A 21,977-nucleotide genomic window follows, 5' to 3' on the forward strand; every position below is an offset into this window, starting at 1 on the left:
ATCCGCAAAACACAAAGGCAAAATAGAGGATCTCAATCATGCACGTTCGCATCACCAGCAGCGCCGTCATGCTGGCGCTGGCCTCGCTGGCCAGCCATGCCGCCCCGTCCGCGCCGGATCGCAGCGTCCCGCTGCTGCCGGGCGACCCACTGGCCAATCAACAATGGCATCTGAAGAACACCGGCCAGACTGCCTTCTCCAAGCGCGGCGGCGTCAAGGGCGTCGATCTCAACCTCGCGTTCACCCATCTGCGCGGCATCCGCGGACTCGGCACCACCATCGCCGTGATCGACGACGGCCTGGAGATCAAGCACCCCGATCTGGCGGCCAACATCGTGCCCGGCTCCAAAAACCTGGTGGACGGCAGCAATGACCCGAGCCCCTCCGGTGACAATGGCCACGGCACCGCCGTGGCGGGCATCGCCGCCGCGGTGGCCTTCAACGGCATAGGCGGCCGCGGCATCGCGCCTTCCGCCGGCCTGAAAGGCTTCAACTGGCTGCTGAACCAAACGCTGGACGGCTGGTTGCTGGCCCACGGCAAGAAACCCAATGGCGGTCCGCTGGAAGCCTTCACCGACGCCCGGGTCTTCAACCAGAGTTACGGCTCCTCCACCATCACCTCGGTTCCCGCCAATCCGGATCAGGACATCGAGCTGAAGACCGAGGAGGAAACCTACGAGGACATCAGCCGCAACAGCCACTGGGGGCGCGGCGCGGTCTTCGTCAAATCGGCCGGTAATGCCTACAACTCCTTCCGCCTGAACCAGACCGAGTCCCTGCTCGGTTATCAGGGCAATAACGGCCTGCCGATACAGGACTCCAACCTGACTTCCGACAACAACAACTACTGGAACGTGGTGGTATCGGCGCTGAACGCGGACGGCGTGCGCTCCTCGTACTCGTCGGTCGGCGCCAACGTGCTGCTCACCGCGCCAGGCGGCGAATACGGCACCGACTCCCCGGCCATGGTCACCACCGACCTGTCCGGCTGCGCCCGCGGCTACAACGTCACCGGCAACACCGCCAACGGCCTGCACGGCGGCACCGCGCTGGACCCGAACTGCGACTACAACGGCGTCATGAACGGCACCTCGTCCGCGGCGCCGTCCACCTCCGGCTCCTTCGCCGTCGTGATGTCGGCCAACCCCGCCCTGTCCGCCCGCGACGTGCGCCACATCCTGATCACCACCGCTCGCCAGGTTGACGCGGCGAATCCGGGCGTGACGCTCGCCTTCAAGGACAAGAACGGCGGCGCGCACAGCTACCAGGCGATCCCCGGCTGGCAGAAGAATGCCGCCGGCCTGCCCTTCCACCCGTTCTACGGCTTTGGTCTGATCAATATCGACAAAGCGGTGGAAAAGGCTTTGTTCTACAACAAGCCGCTGCCGCCGCTGCAAAAGACCCGCTGGGAAACCGTATCCGCCCAGACCGCCATTCCCGACGCCGATGAAAAAGGCGTGGAAAGCGTGTACAACCAGCCGGCAGACCTGACCGTGGAAGCCGTCCAGATCCTGGTCGATGCCGAACACGGCCGCGCCAACGATCTGGCGGTGGAACTGATCTCCCCGTCCGGCACCCGCTCGGTGCTGCTGTCTCCGCGCACCTCCCTGGTTGGCGAAACCTATGGCCTCAACCAGCAGCGCCTGCTGTCCAATCAGTTCTACGGCGAACAGGCCAAGGGCCAGTGGCGGCTGCGCGTGATCGACACCAATGGCGGCCAGTACCAATACGTGATCCGCAATCGCAACACCGGCGCCAACACCGTCTATTCCCTGCCTAACGCGGAAGGTAAACTGAAATCGTGGTCGATCCGCTTCTTCGGCCACCGGAGCGCAGCATGAAAGCCATCATCCGACTCATTCCCCTCGCCCTGCTGACCCTGGCCGTCCACAGCCAGGCCGCCGAGCCCGCCTTCCTGGCCCAGCCGGCAGGACAAGCTGTGGTAATCAACGGCAAGACCTATTACAAGCAGACGCCGCAATCCAAGTTCGGCGTATCCGCCCGCAGCGCCGGCGCCGTTGCGCCCGCGCTGAAGCGCGGCGACGTGGTGCAGGCGCCGAAGCAGCTGGTGCCGTCCGTCGTCAGCGGCACCGTGCTGGTGCAGCTGGCCTCGCCGCAGGATGAGGCCGCCGTCGCGCGCGATCACAACCTGATCGTGCGCTACCGCACCGCCAGCGTGGTGGTGTTCACCACCCCGGCTCAGGCTGACCTGCTGGCGCTGCAGCAGAAGCTGTCCGCCGACAAGCGGGTGAAGAAGGCGCAGCTGGAGCTGGCCAGCAACGACAAGCAAATCGAGTAAGACCCGCTTCCGGCCAGGAAACGGCCCCGGCGATGCCCGGGGCCGTTTTGCTTTCCTGTACTCTCCGCTCCCGAAGATCGCCAGCGCCCGCTCGGCCGGCGCCATGAAAAACGCCACGGCGCGAAGCCGTGGCGTTTGTTCCAAGCGATGGCGGACCAGCCGGATTACAGCACCTCGATGATGCCTGCCGCGCCCATGCCGGTGCCGATGCACATCGTCACCATGCCGTGGCCCTTCAGGCCGGCGTCGCGCATGCCGTGCACCAGGGTGGCGGTGCGGATGGCGCCGGTCGCGCCCAGCGGGTGGCCCAGGGCGATGGCGCCGCCGTGCGGGTTCACCTTGGACGTGTCCAGGTTCAGATCGCGGATCACGGCCAGCGCCTGGGCGGCGAAGGCTTCGTTCAGTTCGATCCACTTCAGGTCATCCTGCTTCAGGCCGGCCTGGGCCAGCGCGGCCGGGATGGCTTCCTTGGGGCCGATGCCCATGATCTCCGGCGGCACGCCCTTGACCGAGAAGGTCACGTAGCGGGCCAGCGGCGTGAGGTTGAACTCCTTCAGCACGCGTTCGGACACCAGGATCACCGCGCCGGCGCCGTCGGACATCTGCGAAGAGTTGCCGGCGGTGACGGAGCCCTTGGCGTCGAACACGGTCTTCAGCTTGGCCAGGCCTTCCAGCGTGGTTTCGCGGCGCGGGCCTTCGTCGGTGTCCAGCACGCGCTTCTTCACCACCACTTCGCCGGTTTCCAGATTCGGCGTGCGGTAGGTCACTTCCAGCGGAGTGATCTCGTTCTTGAACTTGCCGCCGTCGATCGCGGCCAGCGCGCGGCGGTGCGACTCCACCGCGAACGCGTCCTGATCCTCGCGCGACACGCCCCATTGCTGCGCCACTTTTTCAGCGGTCAGGCCCATGCCGTAGGCGATGCCGTAGTTCTCGTCCTTGGCGAAGATTTCCGGGTTCAGCGACACCTTGTTGCCCATCATCGGCACCAGCGACATCGATTCGGAACCGGCCGCGATCACCACGTCGGCTTCACCCAGGCGGATGCGGTCGGCCGCCATCTGCACCGCGTTGATGCCGGACGAGCAGTAGCGGTTGATGGTGATGCCGCCCACGGTATTGGGCAGGCCGGCCAGCAGCACGCCGATGCGCGCCATGTTCAGGCCCTGCTCCGCCTCCGGGAAGGCGCAACCCACCACGCAGTCGGAAATCAGCTTGGGATCCAGGCTCGGCACCTGGGCCAGCGCGCCGGTGATCACATGCGCCAGCATGTCGTCCGGGCGCACATGGCGCATCATGCCGCGCGGCGCCTTGCCCACCGGGGTGCGGGTGGCGGCGACGATGTAAGCTTCTTGTACTTGTTTGCTCATTTTCGATTCTCCTGTCGGCCGCTTGATCGCCTCTACGGCGATCAAGCGGCCTGTCATCTGGCTATTGGCCGTACTTGCGGGAGGATTCGTCGCGAGCGGGCCGAGGTCGAAGCGAGAAGCGCAACCGTACATGCGGTACGGCGAGCATCGCAGCATTCGAGATCGGCGCGCGCAGCAGAATCATCCCCAAGTACTTAGTTGCGCAGCGGCTTGCCGGTGGTCAGCATGTTGGCGATGCGGTCCTGGGTCTTGGAGTTCTTCAGCAGGGTCATGAAGGCCTTGCGCTCCAGGTCCAGAATCCATTGCTCGTTGACCAGGGTGCCGGCTTCCACGTCGCCGCCGGTCATCACGTCGGCGATCTGCGAGGCGATGAAGAAGTCGTGCTGGCTGATGAAGTTGCCTTCCAGCATGTTCACCAGTTGGCCCTTGATGGACGCGGCGCCGGAGCGGCCCGCCACCGGGAAGCCCTTCACCTTCAGTGGCGGACGGTAGCCGGATTCGGCCAGCGCCAGCGCCTGCTGCTTGGCGACATACAAGAGCTCGTAGGCGTTGAACACCACGGCGTCGCCCTTCTTGAAGAAGCCCAGCTCCTGCGCTTCCACGCCGCTGGTGGCGACCTTGGCGGTGGCGATGCTCATGAAGTAGTCCTTCAACGCGGCCAGCAAGTCGCCCTTGGACTCTTGCGAGGCGCGCAGCGCGAACTCCTTGCAGCCGCCGCCGCCCGGCAGCAGGCCGACGCCGACTTCCACCAGGCCGACGTAGGATTCCAGCGCGGCCACGGTCTTGTCGCAGTGCATGGCGAACTCGCAGCCGCCGCCGAACACATAGCCCTGGGTCGCGGCGATGGTCGGGATCTGGCTGTAGCGCAGGCGCAGCGCGGTCGCCTGGAAGCGGCTCAGCGTCGCCTCGATCGCGCCCCAGTCGCCCATCATGAAGGCCGGCATCATCGCCTGCAGGTCGGCGCCGACGGAGAACGGCTCCTCGGTCTGCCAGATCACCAGGCCCTTGAAACGGTCCTCGGCGATGTCCAACGCGGTGTTCAGGCCGTCCAGCACGGCCGGGCCGATGGCGTGGGCCTTGGACTTGAACGACACCACCAGCACCTCGTCGCCGGTGGTGAAGGCGCGCACGCCCTCGTTCTCGAACACGGTTTCGCCCAGTTGTTCGATCTTCTCGCCCAGCACCTTGGCCGGCGCCAGCTGGCGCTGGTACACATCCAGCGCGGAACGGCCTACCAGCTTCTTGTCGCCGGCGTTGTAGGAGCCGTCGGCGAAATGCACGCCGGCGCGGTCGCCTTCCAGCACCCAGGCTGGCAGCTCGGCCTTGGCCAGGCTCTTGCCCGCGGCGATGTCTTCCTGCAGCCACTTGGCTACCTGCTGCCAGCCGGCAGCCTGCCAGGTCTCGAACGGGCCGGCAGACCAGCCGAAGCCCCAGCGGATGGCGAAGTCCACATCGCGGGCGCAGTTGGCGATGTCGGCCAGATGGAAGGAGATGTAGTGGAACACGTCGCGGAAACATGCCCACAGGAACTGCGCTTGCGGATGCTCGCTCTCGCGCAGCTTCTGGAATTTCTCCGCCGGATTGGCGATCTTCAGGATGTCCTTGACCGCATCGTCGCCCTTCTCGCCGGAGCCGACATATTCGCCCTTGGCAGGATCCAGCACCAGCATGCGCTTGCCGTCTTTCTTGTAGATGCCGGCCTTGGTCTTGGCGCCCAGCGCGCCATTGGCGATCAGTTGCTGCATCCAGTCCGGGGTGGCGAACAGGCTATGCCACGGGTCTTGCGGCAGCGTGTCCTGCATGGTCTTCACCACGTGGGCGAAGGTATCCAGGCCCACCACGTCGGCGGTGCGGAAGGTGGCGGACTTCGGACGACCCAGGCGCGGGCCGGTCAGGTCGTCCACCACGTCGAAGCGGATGCCGTATTTGGCGGCGTTGGCGATGGTGGCCAGCATCGAGAATACGCCGATGCGGTTGGCGACGAAGTTCGGGGTGTCCTTGGCGCGCACCACGCCCTTGCCCAGCGTGGACACCAGGAAGCGTTCCAGGTTGTCCAGGATATGGGCGTCGGAGGTCACGCAAGGGATGATTTCAACCAGGTGCATGTAGCGCGGCGGGTTGAAGAAGTGCACGCCGCAGAAGCGCGGACGCACCGCGTCCGGGCAGCCTTCGGCCAGCTTGTTGATCGACAGGCCGGAGGTGTTGGTGGCGAAGATGGTGTGCTCGCCCAGGTGCGGCGCCACCTTGTGGTACAGGTCCACTTTCCAGTCCATGCGCTCGGCGATGGCTTCGATCACCAGGTCGCAGTCTTTCAGCAGGTGCAGGTGGTCGTCGTAGTTGGCGGGCTGGATGTGGGCGACCACGTCGCTGCCGGCCAGCGGAGAGGGTTTCAGCTTCTTGAGACCGTCAATAGCCTTCAGCGCGATGCCGTTCTTGTCGCCTTCCTTGGCCGGCAGGTCGAACAGAATGGTCGGTACCTTGGCGTTCACCAGGTGGGCGGCGATCTGCGCCCCCATCACGCCGGCACCGAGCACGGCAACCTTGCGTACATTGAATTTGGTTTGAGACATGGTTTCCTCGTTTTGTTGAAACACACATGAGACAGGCCCCTCTCAACCTGTCCTGCTTGCTTCAAGGACGGGCGTTGAAATCGTCCTTGCCCATTGCCCGCGCCGGCAGGGGCTGGCGCGGCGCTGGCGGGTACTGCTTGATAGAAACGACCGGGGATAATCTCTATTGTTCCGGCCGCAACCGCAACCGGCGTTTTGCACGCGCCGACGGCGGCCATGTCGCGGATGCAGATAAAATATCAAACACTCGCTTTTATGTCGGATTAGTCTAACCCATTTTGGGCAAAATCAAAGCAGGTTTTGCAAAAAAATCGCATGCGGCGCTGGCGCAAGCGCAACACCCTCTGCCGGCAGCCCAAAACAAACGGGGCGGACGCCTGCGCATCCGCCCCGAATCATTTTCATGCCGGCATGCAGCCGCTTAGAAACGGTAGTTGTATTGCACGCCGATCAGCTGCAGATAAGTCTTGTAGCTGCCCTTGACCGTGCCGCCGTTGCCGGTGCACAGAGAGCCATCAGCCTTTTGACCGGTCGGATTGCAGGAATCGGTGTAGTTGACGTTGGCGTTCTTGAAGTCGATGAAGCTGTAGGCCAGGTCGATCGAGCTCTGCTTGTTGATCTTGTAGTTGGCGCCCAACGACAGCCAGAGGCGGTCGCTGTCCGGCAGAGCCGGATGGCGCTGGTCGTCCGACTGCACCGGCGACTGCTCCCAGGCCACGCCGCCGCGCAGCATCCAGGCATCGTTCAGCTGGTAGTTGGAGCCGAACGACAGGCGCCAGGTGTCCTTCCAGTTCTGGTGCAGTATCAGATCGCCCTGAGCCGGCGTGCTGTATTGCTTGATGTCGATCTGCTGCAGCTGCGAGTTGCGCACCCAGGTGGCGTCGGCCATCAGCGCCACTTTCGGGTTCAACTGATGGAAGAAGTTGGCGGACACGGTTTCCGGGGTGGTCACATCAACAGAGGCAGATGCATTCGGGTGCTTTGCCTTGGCAGCGGCGGCGGCAGACAGTGGAATGCCGAATGGAACCATGCTGCCGGTCACATTGTTAAAAGTCCAAGTCGAACTACCCGTCAACTTCTGCTTGATACTGGAACGGTAAGCCAAACCAAAGCGGGTATTTTCGTCCAGTTGGAACATATAACCGACATTCCAGCCAAAGCCCCAATCATTACCCTCTACGTGCGCGAGGCCATCCCCCCTTACTCCTGCGGCCTTCAGCATGCCCATAGCAGTAGCGATGTTGCCGGGAGTAACTCCGCCAGGCAGGCCCTTTGCAACACTCAATGCCAACCCAGACGTTGCATCCGCCATCTGCTCCAGCGTCGCATCCATATACTGGGCGGACACGCCGAAGCCGAAGGAGTGGCGCTCATCCAGCTTGAAGGAAATGGACGGGTTGATGTTCAGCGACTGCAGGTTGACGCTCTTCAGTGCGTAGCGGCCGGCCCAGTCGAAGCCGTAGTCCAGCTTGGCGCCGTAAGGCACGTACATGCCGATGCCGGCGGTGATCTTGTCGTTGATCTTGTGCGACAGGTAGAAAGTCGGCGCGGCCACGGCCTTAGGCGCGAAGGTGCCGCCGTTGCCGCCGCCGGTGGGCTGGCCCAGCACGTTCCTGGAGCCGTTGTCGGTGTATTCGGAATGCGGCACCACCAGGGTGCCGCCGATCACGAGCTGGGTGCCGTCCAGCCGGGACAGGCCGGCCGGGTTGGTGAAGATGGTGGAAGGATCATTGGCTTCGGCGCCGTTCGCGTGCGCGGTGCCCTGGCCGGAGACGCTCTGCGAGCCGAACTGATAACCCGAGGCCGCGGCCTGAGTCGATGCCAGACCGAGCGCGGTGCCCATGATCATCACGGACAGGCTGAGATGCTTGAGCTTCATGCTTCCCTCTCTTTTGTAGCTTGGATATTTTCATTAACGATGACTCGGTCATTGACCGAATCATCGCCGATGCTACCAGAGAATTAGAGCAATCCAACCAGATATCAGAGCTTTTGTTCCAAACGTTCGTTTAATGCAACATTTCCACAACAATTTGTTGCAGGCCTCACATTTGGACTAGGCGTCGCCCAGCAATCTGGACTTGCCTTCGGCGTCGACCGCGACGAAAGTCGCGATCACTTCCGTGATGCGCACGTGCGAGCCGTCCATGCGCTCGGCCTCGACGGAAATCTTCAGCGTGATCGATTTCTGGCCGATGCGCAGGCGCTCCACGTACATGTCCACCACGTCGCCCAGCAGGATGGGCGCGGCGAACTGAAAAGCGTTGACCGCCACGGTCGTCACCGGCCCGCGGGACAAACGCTCGGCATCCAGGCTGCCGGCCATGTCGATCTGGCTCATCAGCCAGCCCGCCTGCACCCGGCCGTAAGCGTTGGTGCTGGTGGGCAAGGCGCGCACCCGCAATACCGGCGTCCGGTGTTCCTGCTGTTCCATTCCCTACCCCTTGAAAAAGCCTGGCGCTGAGAAAAACAGCCGCGCTGGACGCGGCCGCTTTGCTCAACGCCGGATGCATGCGGCATCCGGCGCATGGTACCACGTTGCCCGAATTAGAAAATCAGGCGCTGCAGCAATTTGTCGTCATGCTGCTCCAGCTTCTTGTCGAAGTCGTCCACCATGATCACGTCGCGCTTCAGCTTGCGGGCTCGGGTGACGGCGTCGAATTCTTCCTGGTTGATCAGGCCGGTCTGCAAGGCCTCCGCCAGGCGCTCGCGCGCGGTGATGGACTTGAACTTGCCGTCGCGCGCCAGCTTGCGCAGCTTCTGCTCCACCGGCTCGGTGGCCAGGATGGCTTGCAAGGCGTGGTCCAGCACGCCGACCGGATCCGCCTCGGACTTAGGCACGTACATGCCGCGGGTCAGGCGCTCGCGGGTGGCGCCCGGCTCCATCATGGCGCGGGCCACCTTGGTGCCGGTGCGGTCGGACGCCGGCTTCAGCGTCAGGCCCCACGGGAAGATCACGCGGCGCAGAATCCAGGCCAGGCCGCGGCTGGGCAGGTTGGCCAGGAAGCCGTCCATCGCCACCTGCACGTCGTACAGCGCGTTCTCCACCGCCCAGCTCATCACGGCGATGTCTTCCTTGGGCGCGCCGTCGCGCTCGAAGCGCTTCAGCGACGCGGTGGCGATGTACAGGCCGGACAGCATGTCGCCCAGGCGGGCGGACAGCTTCTCCCGGAACTTCAGCGAGCCGCCCAGGCTGAACATGGCCATGTCGGACAGCAGCGCGAAGGCGCTGGACAAGCGGGTGACGCGCTTGTAGTAGGCCGCGGTGGCGCCGCCCCTGGGGCTGGACGCGAGGCAGGCGCCGGTCAGGCCCAGCCACAGCGAGCGCACGAAATTGCTGATCACGAAGTTGATGTGGCCGGTAATCGCCTTGTCGAACTCGGCGCCGTCGTTGGCCATCGCCGACTTCATCTCGCGCAGCACGAACGGGTGGCAGCGGATCGCGCCCTGGCCGTAGATGATCATCGAACGGGTCAGGATGTTGGCGCCTTCCACGGTGATGCCGATCGGGATCGCCTGGTAGCCGCGCGCCAGGTAGTTGCGCGGACCCAGCACCACGGCCTTGCCGCCATGCACGTCCATCGCGTCGTTCAGCGTTTTGCGCATGCGCTCGGTGTTGTGGTACTTCAGGATGGCGGACAGCACCGACGGCTTCTCGCCGTTGTCCAGGCCGGTCAAGGCCAGGTCCTGCGACGCCTCCATCTGGTAGGTATAGCCGCCGATGCGGGCCATCGCCTCGTCCACGCCCTCGAACTTGCCGATAGGCAGGCCGAACTGGTCGCGGATGCGGGCGTAGGCGCCCGTGGTCCAGGTGGTCAGCTTGCCGCAGGCCACGGACATCGCCGGCAGCGAGATGCAGCGGCCGACCGACAGGCATTCCACCAGCATGCGCCAGCCTTGGCCGGCGTAGTCGCGGCCGCCGATGATCCAGTCCAGCGGAATGAACACATCCTTGCCCCAGGTGGGGCCGTTCATGAAGGCGGAGCCGCCCGGGAAGTGGCGGCGGCCGATTTCGACGCCCTCGTGCTCCGTCGGCACCAGCGCGCAGGTGATGCCGATGTCTTCCTTGTCGCCCAGCAGATGCTCAGGGTCGTACATCTTGAACGCCAGACCCAGAATGGTGGCCACCGGAGCCAGCGTGATCCAGCGCTTCTCCCAGCTGATGCGCACGCCCAGCACGTTCTCGAAACGTTCGCCGGTGCGTGGATGGGTGTAGGAGCCGCGGCAGACCACGCCGTAGTCCGGGATGGCGCCGGCGTCGGAGCCGGCATACGGGCTGGTCAGCGCGAAGCACGGCACTTCCACGCCCTTGGCCAGGCGCGGCAGGTAGTAGTCCTTCTGCTCCTCGGTGCCGTAATGCTGCAGCAGCTCGCCCGGTCCGAGCGAGTTGGGCACCATCACCGACACGGCAGCCGTGCCGCCGCGGGTGGCGATCTTGGTCACCACCTTGGCGTGCGCGTAGTTGGAGAACTCCAGGCCGCCGTACTTCTTCTTGACGATCATGCCCAGGAAGCCATGATCCTTGATGAACTGCCAAACTTCCGGCGGCAGATCCTTCAGCTCGTGGGTGATCTTCCAGTCGTCGATCATGCCGCACAGCTGCTCGGTCGGACCGTCGATGAAGGCCTGCTCTTCCGGAGACAGCTTGGGATCCGGAAAAGACAGCAGGCGCTGGTAATCCGGCTTGCCGGAGAACAGGTCGCGGTCCCACCACACCGTGCCGGCGTTGATGGCCTCCTGCTCGGTCTGCGACATCGCAGGCGTGATTTTCTTGAACACGCCGAATACCGGGCCGGTAAATACGGCGCGGCGCAGCGGCACGATGTTGAGCACCGCGGCGACCGCGGCGAAAACCGCCCAGGCGGCGACAGGCAGCGGACAGTGGAATACGAACTGGAGCGCGGCGAGCCAGGCGGCGACACCCACGGTCCAGACCAGCACCGGCGCGGCGAAGTAAGCCAGCGCGCCGAGCAGCACGACCAGAAGAACGGCAGCAATCATTGTGTTTACCCTCGTGTTGACCCCTCAGTTCCGCATGCGCCGCCTTGCTGTTGTAATTGGCGGGCGATGCGGAATCAGCTTTCGACGGGCGCGACCAGACCGGCAATCACGAAAGGCACCAGATATTTGACGATCATGTCCGGATCCCTGGCGGTAACGATCTGGCTGCGCGTGAAGATTTTCAGCACATCGTTGCCGGCGAAGGCGTTGAACATGACGCTGAAGGCGAGGTGCATGCGCCAGGCGAGCTGCTCCGACTCCAGGTGCGGCAGCGCCCGTTGGAAGGCGCTGGTATAGCGCTGCACGAACACGCTGTACTGCTGCGAGATGGTCTCGCGCAGCAGGCGGTGGTTTTCCACCAGGGTCCGCGACAGCAGGCGCACGAACATGGCGCCGCCGCGCGACGGGTCCTTGGACAGAGCCAGACAGGGCCGTATGAACGACAGCACCAGCTGCTCCAGCGGCAGGACGCCTTCCCGCGCCTCCAGCGTATCCAGTTCCGCCAGGCAATCTTCCAGCAAGGGCGCCAGCCTGCGCAGAAACACGGATTCGAACAACGCATCCTTGGAGCCGAAGTGATAGTTCACCGCGGCCAGATTCACCTCGGCCTGCTGGGTGATCATGCGCAGAGACGTCGCCTCGAAGCCGTGCTCCACGAACAGACGCTCAGCGACGTCCAGGATGCGGGTTGCGGTATCGGGACGGTTGCCCTCCATGATCTCCAGAGCCTTTGTTGTGTTTTGTGATTTGGTCTTGCTCATCTCAGCTTTCGAACAAGCGTTTCAAACTTACGTTTTAACTTGATCGATGTCAAGGCATGTCCCTCTTGCCTCGCCATCCACCGCTCAGGGCACACGAAAAACGGCAGTCCGTATTTTAGACTGCCGTTTGAATGAAACACGCGTTAAAAGGGCTTAGTCAAGGCCCCGCAACAGATCTTGTTGAAGGTCCCGTACATTTTCCAGGCCGACGCTGACGCGCAACAGCCCCTCGACGATGCCGGCGCGCTCGCGCGCCTCCTGCGTCACGCGGGCGTGGGTGGTGCTGGCCGGATGAGTGAGGGTGGTTTTCACATCGCCCAGATTGGCGGTGCGCGAGATCACCCTGACCGCGTCCACCACTTTCCACGCGGCCTTGCGGCCGCCCTTGACCACGAAGGACACCACCGCTCCGCCGCTCTTCTGCTGGCGCAGCGCCAGCTCGTGCTGGGGGTGGCTCTCCAGGCCCGGGTAATAGACGCGCTCCACATTGGGCTGCGCCTCCAGCCAGCGCGCCAGCTCCAGCGCGTTGGCGCTGTGCTTCTCCATCCGCAGGTGCAGCGTCTCCAAACCGGACAGCAGCGTCCAGGCATTGAACGGCGCCAGCGAGGGACCGGCGGCGCGCACGTGCAAATAGACCTGCTCGACCAGCTTGTCGCTGCCGACCACCGCCCCGCCCATCACCCGGCCATGGCCGTCGATGAACTTGGTGGCGGAATGCATGACCAGATCGGCGCCCAGTTTCAACGGCTGCTGCAAGGCCGGCGAACAGAAGCTGTTGTCCACCACCAGCAGCGCGCCATGCGCGTGGGCGATGTCGGCGATGGCCGCGATGTCGGCCACTTCGGTCAAGGGATTGGACGGCGTCTCCAGGAACAGCAGCTTGGTGTTCGGCCGCAGCGCCTCCCGCCAGGCGGACAGGTCGCGCGCGTCGACGAAGTCGGTGGCCACGGCGAACTTGGCCAACTGGTTGGCGAACAGATTGGTGGTGGAGCCGAACAGGCTTTGCGACGACACGATGTGGTCGCCAGCCTGCAGCAAAGTCATCATGATGGCCTGGATCGCCGCCATGCCGGTGGCGGTGGCGATGGCGCGCTCCCCGCCCTCCATCTGCGCCAGCCTATGCTGGAACGCGGCGACGGTCGGATTGGTGAAGCGGGAATAGGTGTAGCCGTCGATCTCGCCCAGGAACATCGCCGCCGCCTGCGCGGCCGATTCGTAGGTGAAGCTGGACGTCAGGAACAGGCCCTGGCTGTGCTCGTTGAACTGGCTGGTTTCCAACCCGGCCCGGATGGCCAGGGTTTCAGGGTGCAGCGGAAGATGCGGCGCGTCGGATGCCATGATGATTCTCTCTTTCTTTCTCGTCCGCCCTCGGGCGGACCGCATCCCGACATCTTGCCTGAAAACGCCGCGTTTACTAAATGCCGTCAAGCCATATGCAACAACGCGCCGCGCTATTTGCCCAGGCGACCCAGCCGCGGCGCCTGGACGAGCGTCACCAAGCCTAGCCCAGCTCCTCCGGCAGCTGTAATTGCAGCTTGGTCTGCAGCAGCAGGTCCAGCGACAGATGGCCGCCGGCCTGCTGCAGCGCGATCAGCTCGTCGCGGTGCGCGCCGGCCAGCCGCGCCACCAGCTCCTCGCCCTTGGGCTGCAGATGCACTTCCACGCAGCGCCTGTCCTCGCGCCCCGGCTGGCGCCGCACCAGCATTTGCCCCTCGCAGCGGCTGACCAGCCCCACCACGCTGTGATGATGGGACTGCAGCCGCTCCGCCAGTTCCGCCACCGTCGCCCAGCTGCGGCCCGGATAGCCTTTCAATTGCAGCAGCAGCAGGTACTGCAGCGGGGTGATGCCGTTATCCTGCGCCAGGTCCTCGCTGAACCGCAAAAAGCGGCGCAGCCGGTAGCGGAAATCCGCCAGCCGTTCAAAATCTTCCTTGTTCAAACTCATGCCATCGCTTCTATGCGGTGTATCCTGCGCCGCAGTCTAACGCATCGCCGGCCAATCGCCGACGGCCATGCCGTTCACGCCTCCGCGCCTTCGGCATGACGCTCGCGGTAGCGCGCCAGCAGAAAGTCGGCCAGGGCGCGCACCGGGCTGCGTTCGTCCGCCTCTCCGCTATGCAGCAGCACCAGCCCGCCCAGCTCCATCGCGTCCAGCAAGGGCTTCCAACGCGCCGGATTATTGCTCATATCCGCCCAGTAGATATCGCAGAAGGTCGACCAGCGCAAGGGCTGCAGGCGCATCCACGCCACCAGTTCCTCGGTCGGCATCACCCTAGGCAGCCAATGCCCAGCCGCAAGCGCCGAGCGCGGCAAACCGCGCGGCCACTTGCCGTCTACCAGGAAAGCGCCTGCCGGCGGCTTTCTGCACCCCTCTACCCGTTCCAAGCGTATTTCGATTGCCATGATCATTCACTCCTGTCCTGTGTTCGCACGCGCAAATCAGCCCCTCCGGCGCCTATCGCCTAATTTAGCTTTTAATTAAAATATCGCAGTGCGATATATGACGGCAAAAAAATTTATCCCTGCGCGGCGGATGGGTGACATCCGCCGCGCCGCCTTCCCGCTCCCGCTACATCGCGGCGCGGAAGATCGCGCAGACATCCTCATGGCTGCCCTTGCGCGGATTGGTGAAACCGCAGGCATCCTTCAGCGCGTTGTCCGCCAGCGTCGGGATATCCGCCTCCTTGACGCCCAGCTCCCTCAAGCCTGCCGGAATGCCGACATCCGCCGCCAGGCGCTTGATCGCCGCGATGGCCGCCTGGGCGCTGCGTGTCTTCTCGCCCAGCGCGATGGCCACGTCGCCCAGCCGCTCTCCGGCCGAGGCTGCGTTGAAGGCCTGCACATGCGGCAGCAGCACCGCGTTGCACACGCCGTGCGGCAGGTCGTAGAAGCCGCCCAGCTGGTGCGCCATCGCGTGCACATAGCCCAGCGAGGCGTTGTTGAAGGCCATGCCGGCCAGGAACTGGGCGTAAGCCATTTGCTCGCGCGCTTCCATGTCCTTGCCGTCCTTCACCGCGCGGCGCAGGAAGCCGGCGATCAGTTCCACCGCCTTCAAGGCGCAGGCGTCGGTGATGGGGGTGGCGATAGTGGACACATAGGCTTCCACCGCGTGGGTCAGCGCGTCCATGCCGGTGGCGGCGGTCAGCGAGGCCGGCATGCCGGCCATGGTTTCCGGATCGTTGACCGACAGGATGGGCGTGGTGTGCTTGTCGACGATGGCCATCTTGATATGGCGCGACTCGTCGGTGATGATGCAGAAGCGGGTCATTTCGGACGCGGTGCCTGCGGTGGTGTTGATCGCCACCAGCGGCAGCTGCGGCTTGGCCGACTTGTCCACGCCCTCGTAGTCCTGGATCTTGCCGCCGTTCACCGCCACCAGCGCGATGCCTTTGGCGCAGTCGTGCGGCGAGCCGCCGCCCAGCGACACCACCACGTCGCACTGCTTTTCCTTGAGCAGCGCCAGACCGGCGTTGACATTGGCGCAGCTGGGATTGGGATGGACGCCGTCGAAGATCACCGGTTCGATGTCGGCCTTGCCCAGCATGTCGGCCACCTTGGCGGCCAGGCCGGCCTTGACCAGGCCCTGGTCGGTGACGATCAGCGCGCGGCGGAAACCGTGGCCGCGCATCGCGTCGACGGCCTGTTGCAGACAGCCCGCGCCCATCAGGTTCAGCGAGGGGATGAAGAAAGCGCTTGTGCTCATATCCGTCTCCAGTCGGTGGATTCCCATTGAACACAGTCTGCCGCCTTCTCCTCCTCCCGTCAACTTTGCCTCAAGTCAATAAATGCCGGCCAAGCGGCAAACGCATGGCATGGCGCTCAATGCAGCAGCCCGGCGTTGTCCCGCAGCCACTGGCTGGCCAGCTCGCCGAAGCCGTCCCACATGATCTGCACGCCCAGGCACAGCAGAATGAAGGCGGACAGCCGCAGGAACACCACGGAGCCGGTCTGGCCCAGATAGCGCAGCAGCTTGTCGGCGTTGGCGTAGCACAGGTAGACCAGGGTGCTGCCCACCAGCACCGCCGATAGTCCGGCGATCGGGCTGATCACGAAGCGCACCAGCCCCTTGCCGCTGCCGGTCAGCGTGGCGCCGATGGTGATGGCCACCGACACCGAGCCCGGCCCCACGGTCAGCGGAAAGGTCAACGGATAGAAGGCGCGCTGCTTGAGCTCGGCCTGGCTGTCCACCCTGGCCTGCTCGGCGGACGGCTGGCTGGACTCGGCCGGCGTGTCGTTCAGCATGCGCCAGGCGGCGAAGGTGATCAGCAAGCCGCCGGACATCTGCACCACCGGCAGCGACACGCCGAAGAAGGACAGCACGTAGCCGCCGACGAACATGCTGCCCACCAGCAGCAGCGCGCAATAGATCGCGATGCGCCGCGCCAGGTAGCGCCGCTGCTGCGGCGTGTTGCGTGCCGTCATCGAGATGAAGATGGGCACCAGGCCGGGCGGATTCATGATCGGCAACAGCGCCGCCATCACGAACAAAAACTTGGTAATGAAGGTGGACAGCAACTGCATACGGCACCCCGCCTGGAAGGTTTAAAATGTTGTCAGGATAGCGGATGAAACCATAAAAAAAGCCCGCTTGCCAGCGGGCTTGGTCAACCATTTTTCCAGCCCGCTCAGGCCTGGGCGGCGGCGGGCTTGCCGCCGCGATTTTCCTCTCGCTGCATCAAGGCGTTGCGATGCGCCTCCGCCAGTTCCACCTTTTCCAAGGGCACCATGCGGGTATTGTGCTTGACGCGGTAGCCCCACCACAGCGCCAGGAACAGCGGAATGCCCAGATAGGTGGCGATGACGCCGTTCCAATCCACCTTGGCGGCGGTGAAGGCGGTGTAGTTCTGGCCCAGCATGATCAGCAGGCACAGCGCGAAGGCGAACAGCGGGCCCAGCGGGAACCATTTGGCCTTGTACGGCAGGTCGTCCAGGCTGTAGCCCTGCTTCACGTAGGCGCGGCGGAAGCGGTAATGGCTGATCGCCACGCCCAGCCAGGCGATGAAGCCGGTCATGCCGGACGAGTTCAACAGCCACATGTAGACAGCGTTGCTCTGGAACAACGACGTCAGGAAGCACAGGCAGGCCACCAGCGTGGTGGCGTACAGCGCGTTGCGCGGCACGCCGTTGTCGGTCAGCTTGCCGAAAACCTTGGGCGCCATGCCGTTCTTGGCCATCGCGTACAGCATGCGGGTGGACGCGTACATGCCGGAGTTGCCGGCCGACAGGATGGCGGACAGGATCACCGCGTTCATCAGACTGGCGGCGAAAGCGAGGCCGGCGCGGTTGAACACCAGCGTGAACGGGCTGGCGCCGACATCCTTCATGTCGTTCTTCAGCAGCGACGGATCGTTGTGCGGCAGGATCAGACCGATGATCAGGATGGACAGCATGTAGAACATCAGGATGCGCCAGAAGATCTGGCGCACGGCGCGCGGAATGGTGCGGCCGGGGTTGGCCGACTCGCCCGCGGCGACGCCGATCAGCTCGGTGCCCTGGAAGGAGAAGCCCACCACCATGGCCACGCCGACGAAGGCCGCCAGGCCGCCGACGAAGGGCCCCTCGCCCTGCATCATCACTTGCAGACCCGGCGCGATGCGGCTCGGGTTCGGCTCGGTCATGATGCCCAGAATCATCAGGAAGCCGATGACGATGAAGGCGATGATGGTGGCCACCTTCAGCATCGAGCACCAGAACTCGGCCTCGCCGAAGCCCTTCACCGAGAAATAGTTGAGCGCGAAGATGATGGCCAGGAAGCCCCCGCTCCACACCACGCCCGGTATCCCGGGATACCAGTAGTTCATGATGATGGCGGCCGCGGCCAGTTCCACCGCGACGGTGATCGCCCAGTTGTACCAGTAGTTCCAGCCCTGCGCGAAGCCGAAGGCCGGATCGACGAAACGCGAGCCGTAGGCCTGGAAGGAGCCGGACACCGGCATGAAGGCGGCCATTTCGCCCAGGCTGGTCATCAGGAAGTACACCATCAGGCCGACCAGCGCGTAGGCCAGCAGCGCGCCGCCGGCGCCCGCGCCCGAGATGGTGGCGCCGGACGCCAGGAACAGGCCGGTGCCGATCGAGCCGCCGATGGCGATCATCGACAGGTGTCGAGCCTGCAGCGAGCGCCGCAGCTCCGGCGCGTCTTGTTTCTTGCTCATATCCAACTCACTCTGTTGTTCTGCCGCGCGGGCCTGAGCCGGCGCCGCCCGGGCGGTTCGCCGGGCTCGGGACAATCAAAGCGGCAAAGAATGACATCGATCGCCGGCATTGCCTAGTCCGGATTAGGCGATTTGCGCAAAAAACGAAGATGTCATGTTCGGAAATGAAAGTAAAAGCCAGCACAGGCAAGGCGAAGCCGCCGCAGCGGCCTCCCGCGCCTGATCGGCAATGTCATGAGGCCGACACGCTACAGTTCGATGCGCGCGCCCAGCTCCACCACCCGGTTGGGCGGCAGGCCGAAATACAGCGTCGCGCTGCGCTCGTTCTGCCTGAGAAAGGCGAAGACGCCCACCAGCCAGCGCTTCAAGCCGCCGCTGCCCGGCGCGGCCACCAGCGTCTGCCGCCCCAGATAGTAGCTGGTGCTCAACGGCTCCAGCGGCGGCAAACCCAGCGCCTCCGCCGCCCGCGCCATCGCCTCCGGCACGTCCGGCTCTTCCATATAGCCGTAGCGCGCCGTCACCCTGGCCATGCCTTGCCCCAGCCACTGCGCCGACACCCGCTCGCCCGCCGCGCGCGGCACGTCCAGCATCTGCAGCGTCAGCAGGATCGCGGTTTCGTGCAGTGCCTGGTTGTGCTTCAGGTGGTGCAGCAGCACCAGCGGCGTGCCGTCCGCGCGCTCGGACAGGAACACGCCGACGCCTGGAATCCGCGCCACCGGATTCATGCCCAGGCTGGAGAGCAGCGCCTCCAGCGGCAGCTGGCGGCCGCGGCTTTCCCTCATCTGCAAGCGCCGTCCGCCGAACCAGCATCCCATCACGCAGAATACCGCCAGGCCCAGCAGCAGCGGCAGCCAGCCGCCGTCGAGAAACTTGAGCGCATTGGCCAGCCAGAACGCCAGGTCGATCGCGAACAAGCTGCCCGCCACCAGCGCCACCGCCCACCACGGCCAATGCCAACGGCGGCGCGCCAGCACCGCGAACAGCACAGTGGTGATGGCCATGGTGGTGGAGACCGCCAGGCCGAAAGCGGCTGCCAGCTTGCCCGACTCGCGAAAGCCCAGCACCACCGCGATCGTGGCCAGCATCAGCGTCCAGTTCAGCAGCGGCAGGTAGATCTGCCCCTTGTGGCTGCCCGAGGTATGCAGCACCTTGACCCGGGGAAAGAAACCCAGCTGCGCCGACTGGTGGGTCAGCGAGAACACCGCCGTGATCAATGCCTGCGAGGCGACGATAGTGGCCAGCGTGGACAGCGCCACCATCGGTAACAGCCCCCACTCCGGCACCATCGAATAGAAAGGCCTGCCGGACAGCTGCGGATGCGCGAGCAGCAAGGCGCCCTGCCCCAGATAGCTCAGAATCAGCGCCGGCAGCGCCAGGCCGTACCAGGCCAGCCGTATCGGCCGCGCGCCGAAGTGGCCCATGTCGGCGTACAGCGCCTCCGCGCCGGTCAGGCACAGCACCACCGCGCCCAGCGAGACAAAGCCGGCGAAACCGTTGCGCTGGAAATAGGCGATGCCGTGCCAGGGGTTGACCGCCTGCAGGATGGCCGGGTTCCGCCACAGCTGGGCCAGTCCCAGCGCGGCGATCGCCACGAACCACGCCGCCAGTATCGGGCCGAAGGCCGCGCCGACCCGGCCGGAACCGAAAGGCTGGATCATGAACAGCATGGCCAGAATGACGACGGTGGCGGGCACCACGTAGGCCGCCAAAGCCGGGGTCGCCACCTGCAGCCCCTCCATCGCGCTCAACACCGATACCGCCGGCGTGATCACGCCGTCGCCGTACAGCATCGCCGCGCCGGCCAGGCCCAGCAGCACCCAGCCGACGGCGACGCGGCGGCCATCCCCGCTTCGCCCGCCGGTGATCTGGGCCAACAACGCCAGGATGCCGCCCTCGCCCTTGTTGTCGGCCCGCATCAGCACCATCACGTATTTGACGCTGACCATCAGGATCAGCGACCACAGGAACAGCGACACCACCCCGACCACATTGTCCGGCGTCGGCCTCACGCCGTGATCGCCGTTGAAGGCCTCCTGCAGCGCGTACAGCGGGCTGGTGCCCAGGTCGCCGTACACCACGCCCAGCGCGGCCAGGACCAGCATCGCCATCGATTGCTGCCCGCGTTCTCGATCCGACGCCGATATCGCCATGCTTCTGTATCCCGCAGACATCCCTGCTCCTTATGGTTTCTCGTCCAAATAATTGACGCTTCGCCAGGCATGCTAGGTGCTGGGAAATAAAATGCGGATAGAGATCCGGCCGGCCTTGTGTAAATAAATGGTAAAAACGCCGCCTCCCACGCGCGAGTGCCGGCGCCACAGGAAAGCCATCCGCGCCAAAGCCTTACGGCATCGGCTTTCCGCTCCTTTTTAACATAAAAATCAAACACTCTTTTTTCATTAACATTTCACAACACAAAGCCATTTCCCGCTCAAACCAAGCTAATACAATGCGTTCACTCTTAAGCATGCGTAGTCAGCACTAAATCGCTGTTTTTCCGCATCGCCGCAGCACAAAGCATGTAAAAATGTCATGCTTTGCCACACAACAACAACCAGCAGCCCGGAGCTCTCCGCATGTCGACCGCCGCGCCAGTCAAATCCAAACGCCTGCCCTTGATACTCATCCTGCTTGCCGCGCTGGGCGGCGGCTGGTGGTGGCACCAGCATAGCCAGAGTGCCAAGGAAGCCGCGGCCAGGAACAAGGGCGCCGCGCCGATGGCGGTGGGCGTGGCGGCCGTGCAGGCCATGGACGCGCCGCTGCAGCTGAACGCGCTGGGCACCGTCACCTCCGCCTATACCGTGACCGTGCGCAGCCGCGTCGACGGACAATTGGAAAAGGTTCATTTCACCGAAGGCCAACAGGTCAAGCAAGGCCAGTTGCTGGCTGAGCTGGACGCCCGCTCCTACCAGGCCGCGCTGACTCAGGCCGAAGGCCAGCTGCTGCGCGACCAGGCGCTGCTGGAGAACGCCAGGCTGGACCTGGCCCGCTACCAGCAGCTGGCCAGCCAGAACTCCATCGCCAAGCAACAGGTCGACACCCAGCAGGCGCTGGTGCGCCAGTACCAGGGCACGGTCAAGGTCGACCAGGGCGCCGTCGCAGCCGCCCGCGTCAACGTCGACTACACCCGCGTCACGGCGCCGATCTCCGGCCGCGTCGGCCTGCGCCAGGTGGACCCGGGCAACATCGTCCATGCCAGCGACGCCAACGGCCTGGTCACCATCACCCAGACGCAGCCGATCAACGTCACCTTCGCGATCCCCGAGGTCAGCCTGAGCCCGGTGCTGCAGGCCGCGCGCGACAACAAGACGCTCAAGGTGGAAGCCTGGGACCGCGACAACCGCCACAAACTGGCCGACGGCAAGCTGCTGGCGCTGGACAACCAGTTGAACACCAGCACCGGCACCATCAATATCAAGGCGACATTCGCCAATGAGCAGCAGCAGCTGTTCCCCAACCAGTTCGTCAACGTCAACCTGCAGCTGGGCGTGCGCAAGGACGCGGTGGTAGTCCCCACCGCCGCGGTGCAGCTGGGCAAGATGGGCAACTACGTCTACACCGTCGGCGCAGATTCCATGGTCAGCATCGCCAAGGTCAAGACCGGCCCGGTGTCCGGCGGCAACACCATCATCGAGGAAGGCTTGCGACCGGGCCAGCAGGTGGTGATAGACGGCGTGGACAAGCTGCGCGACGGCGCCAAGGTCAAAGTGATAGACCGCGCCGCCCAGGCGCGCGAAGCCGCCTCGGCCGCCGCAGGCGAAGCCAAGGGGCACAAGCCGCGCGGCGGCAAGCAGCACGCCTCGGCGGCCCATTAAGCGGAAGGACAC

At 64.6% G+C, this 21,977-nt stretch carries 16 protein-coding genes; 3 read left to right on the forward strand and 13 right to left on the reverse strand.

Going from position 1 to position 21,977, the window contains the following annotated elements; all coding sequences use genetic code 11:
* Nucleotides 1–38: 38 nt before the first annotated feature.
* Together CV_RS13320 and CV_RS13325 are read left to right on the forward strand one after the other, a co-directional pair.
* Nucleotides 39–1,841 (forward strand): S8 family serine peptidase, encoded by a 1,803-nt coding sequence (locus CV_RS13320; protein WP_043596287.1) that lies wholly within the window; start codon nt 39–41, stop codon nt 1,839–1,841.
* Nucleotides 1,838–2,299, forward strand: a complete 462-nt coding sequence (locus CV_RS13325) for a hypothetical protein (protein ID WP_011136265.1) — start codon at nt 1,838–1,840, stop codon at nt 2,297–2,299. The genes CV_RS13320 and CV_RS13325 overlap by 4 nt, the downstream gene beginning before the upstream one ends.
* A gap of 164 nt (nt 2,300–2,463) precedes the next feature.
* Here CV_RS13325 and CV_RS13330 read toward each other — a convergent pair whose 3' ends face one another.
* The 13 genes from CV_RS13330 to CV_RS13390 form a co-directional block, all read right to left on the reverse strand.
* On the reverse strand, nt 2,464–3,666 hold the full coding sequence (locus CV_RS13330) for an acetyl-CoA C-acyltransferase (protein WP_011136266.1): 1,203 nt from the start codon (nt 3,664–3,666) through the stop codon (nt 2,464–2,466).
* A gap of 194 nt (nt 3,667–3,860) precedes the next feature.
* Nucleotides 3,861–6,236 carry a 3-hydroxyacyl-CoA dehydrogenase/enoyl-CoA hydratase family protein gene (locus CV_RS13335; RefSeq protein WP_011136267.1) on the reverse strand — a complete coding sequence of 792 codons (2,376 nt, stop codon included), beginning with the start codon at nt 6,234–6,236 and terminating at the stop codon, nt 3,861–3,863.
* A 421-nt stretch (nt 6,237–6,657) separates the two neighbouring features.
* Nucleotides 6,658–8,115, reverse strand: a complete 1,458-nt coding sequence (locus tag CV_RS13340; protein ID WP_011136268.1) for an OmpP1/FadL family transporter — start codon at nt 8,113–8,115, stop codon at nt 6,658–6,660.
* Nucleotides 8,116–8,292: 177 nt separating this feature from the next.
* Nucleotides 8,293–8,670 carry an acyl-CoA thioesterase gene (locus tag CV_RS13345; RefSeq protein ID WP_011136269.1) on the reverse strand — a complete coding sequence of 126 codons (378 nt, stop codon included), beginning with the start codon at nt 8,668–8,670 and terminating at the stop codon, nt 8,293–8,295.
* A gap of 113 nt (nt 8,671–8,783) precedes the next feature.
* Nucleotides 8,784–11,237: an acyl-CoA dehydrogenase gene (locus CV_RS13350; protein ID WP_011136270.1), complete on the reverse strand. Its 2,454-nt coding sequence runs from the start codon at nt 11,235–11,237 to the stop codon at nt 8,784–8,786.
* Nucleotides 11,238–11,311: 74 nt separating this feature from the next.
* Entirely contained in the window at nt 11,312–11,953 is a 642-nt protein-coding gene (locus tag CV_RS13355) for a TetR/AcrR family transcriptional regulator (RefSeq protein WP_011136271.1), read from the reverse strand.
* A gap of 198 nt (nt 11,954–12,151) precedes the next feature.
* Entirely contained in the window at nt 12,152–13,336 is a 1,185-nt protein-coding gene (locus tag CV_RS13360; RefSeq protein WP_011136272.1) for an O-succinylhomoserine sulfhydrylase, read from the reverse strand.
* A gap of 163 nt (nt 13,337–13,499) precedes the next feature.
* Entirely contained in the window at nt 13,500–13,943 is a 444-nt protein-coding gene (locus CV_RS13365) for a MarR family transcriptional regulator (RefSeq protein ID WP_011136273.1), read from the reverse strand.
* 74 nt (nt 13,944–14,017) lie between these two features.
* The gene (locus CV_RS22965) at nt 14,018–14,401 is read right to left on the reverse strand and encodes a DUF488 domain-containing protein (protein WP_011136274.1); all 384 of its coding nucleotides are present in this window, start codon (nt 14,399–14,401) and stop codon (nt 14,018–14,020) included.
* Nucleotides 14,402–14,567: 166 nt separating this feature from the next.
* Nucleotides 14,568–15,701: an L-threonine dehydrogenase gene (gene yiaY / locus CV_RS13375; RefSeq protein ID WP_011136275.1), complete on the reverse strand. Its 1,134-nt coding sequence runs from the start codon at nt 15,699–15,701 to the stop codon at nt 14,568–14,570.
* Between the two features lie 116 nt (nt 15,702–15,817).
* On the reverse strand, nt 15,818–16,519 hold the full coding sequence (locus CV_RS13380; protein ID WP_011136276.1) for a MarC family protein: 702 nt from the start codon (nt 16,517–16,519) through the stop codon (nt 15,818–15,820).
* 104 nt (nt 16,520–16,623) lie between these two features.
* Nucleotides 16,624–18,150, reverse strand: a complete 1,527-nt coding sequence (locus tag CV_RS13385; protein WP_011136277.1) for an amino acid permease — start codon at nt 18,148–18,150, stop codon at nt 16,624–16,626.
* Between the two features lie 248 nt (nt 18,151–18,398).
* A complete protein-coding gene (locus CV_RS13390; RefSeq protein ID WP_227590040.1) occupies nt 18,399–20,258 on the reverse strand; it encodes a potassium transporter Kup in 1,860 nt (619 codons plus the stop codon).
* Between the two features lie 468 nt (nt 20,259–20,726).
* On the opposite strand from CV_RS13390, the gene CV_RS13395 reads away from it, so the two are divergent.
* On the forward strand, nt 20,727–21,965 hold the full coding sequence (locus tag CV_RS13395) for an MdtA/MuxA family multidrug efflux RND transporter periplasmic adaptor subunit (RefSeq protein ID WP_011136279.1): 1,239 nt from the start codon (nt 20,727–20,729) through the stop codon (nt 21,963–21,965).
* The last annotated feature ends 12 nt before the right edge of the window (nt 21,966–21,977 follow it).

The sequence above is a fragment of the Chromobacterium violaceum ATCC 12472 genome, from assembly GCF_000007705.1.
GTDB classification, from domain to species: domain Bacteria; phylum Pseudomonadota; class Gammaproteobacteria; order Burkholderiales; family Chromobacteriaceae; genus Chromobacterium; species Chromobacterium violaceum.

Bases quoted from the DNA above. Each gene is read 5' to 3' on its own strand.
- CV_RS13320 (WP_043596287.1), top strand. From the start codon at position 39: ATGCACGTTCGCATCACCAGCAGCGCCGTCATGCTGGCGCTGGCCTCG.
- CV_RS13325 (WP_011136265.1), top strand. From the start codon at position 1,838: ATGAAAGCCATCATCCGACTCATTCCCCTCGCCCTGCTGACCCTGGCC.
- CV_RS13330 (WP_011136266.1), bottom strand. From the start codon at position 3,666: ATGAGCAAACAAGTACAAGAAGCTTACATCGTCGCCGCCACCCGCACC.
- CV_RS13335 (WP_011136267.1), bottom strand. From the start codon at position 6,236: ATGTCTCAAACCAAATTCAATGTACGCAAGGTTGCCGTGCTCGGTGCC.
- CV_RS13340 (WP_011136268.1), bottom strand. From the start codon at position 8,115: ATGAAGCTCAAGCATCTCAGCCTGTCCGTGATGATCATGGGCACCGCG.
- CV_RS13345 (WP_011136269.1), bottom strand. From the start codon at position 8,670: ATGGAACAGCAGGAACACCGGACGCCGGTATTGCGGGTGCGCGCCTTG.
- CV_RS13350 (WP_011136270.1), bottom strand. From the start codon at position 11,237: ATGATTGCTGCCGTTCTTCTGGTCGTGCTGCTCGGCGCGCTGGCTTAC.
- CV_RS13355 (WP_011136271.1), bottom strand. From the start codon at position 11,953: ATGGAGGGCAACCGTCCCGATACCGCAACCCGCATCCTGGACGTCGCT.
- CV_RS13360 (WP_011136272.1), bottom strand. From the start codon at position 13,336: ATGGCATCCGACGCGCCGCATCTTCCGCTGCACCCTGAAACCCTGGCC.
- CV_RS13365 (WP_011136273.1), bottom strand. From the start codon at position 13,943: ATGAGTTTGAACAAGGAAGATTTTGAACGGCTGGCGGATTTCCGCTAC.
- CV_RS22965 (WP_011136274.1), bottom strand. From the start codon at position 14,401: ATGGCAATCGAAATACGCTTGGAACGGGTAGAGGGGTGCAGAAAGCCG.
- yiaY (WP_011136275.1), bottom strand. From the start codon at position 15,701: ATGAGCACAAGCGCTTTCTTCATCCCCTCGCTGAACCTGATGGGCGCG.
- CV_RS13380 (WP_011136276.1), bottom strand. From the start codon at position 16,519: ATGCAGTTGCTGTCCACCTTCATTACCAAGTTTTTGTTCGTGATGGCG.
- CV_RS13385 (WP_011136277.1), bottom strand. From the start codon at position 18,150: ATGAGCAAGAAACAAGACGCGCCGGAGCTGCGGCGCTCGCTGCAGGCT.
- CV_RS13390 (WP_227590040.1), bottom strand. From the start codon at position 20,258: ATGGCGATGCTGGTCCTGGCCGCGCTGGGCGTGGTGTACGGCGACCTG.
- CV_RS13395 (WP_011136279.1), top strand. From the start codon at position 20,727: ATGTCGACCGCCGCGCCAGTCAAATCCAAACGCCTGCCCTTGATACTC.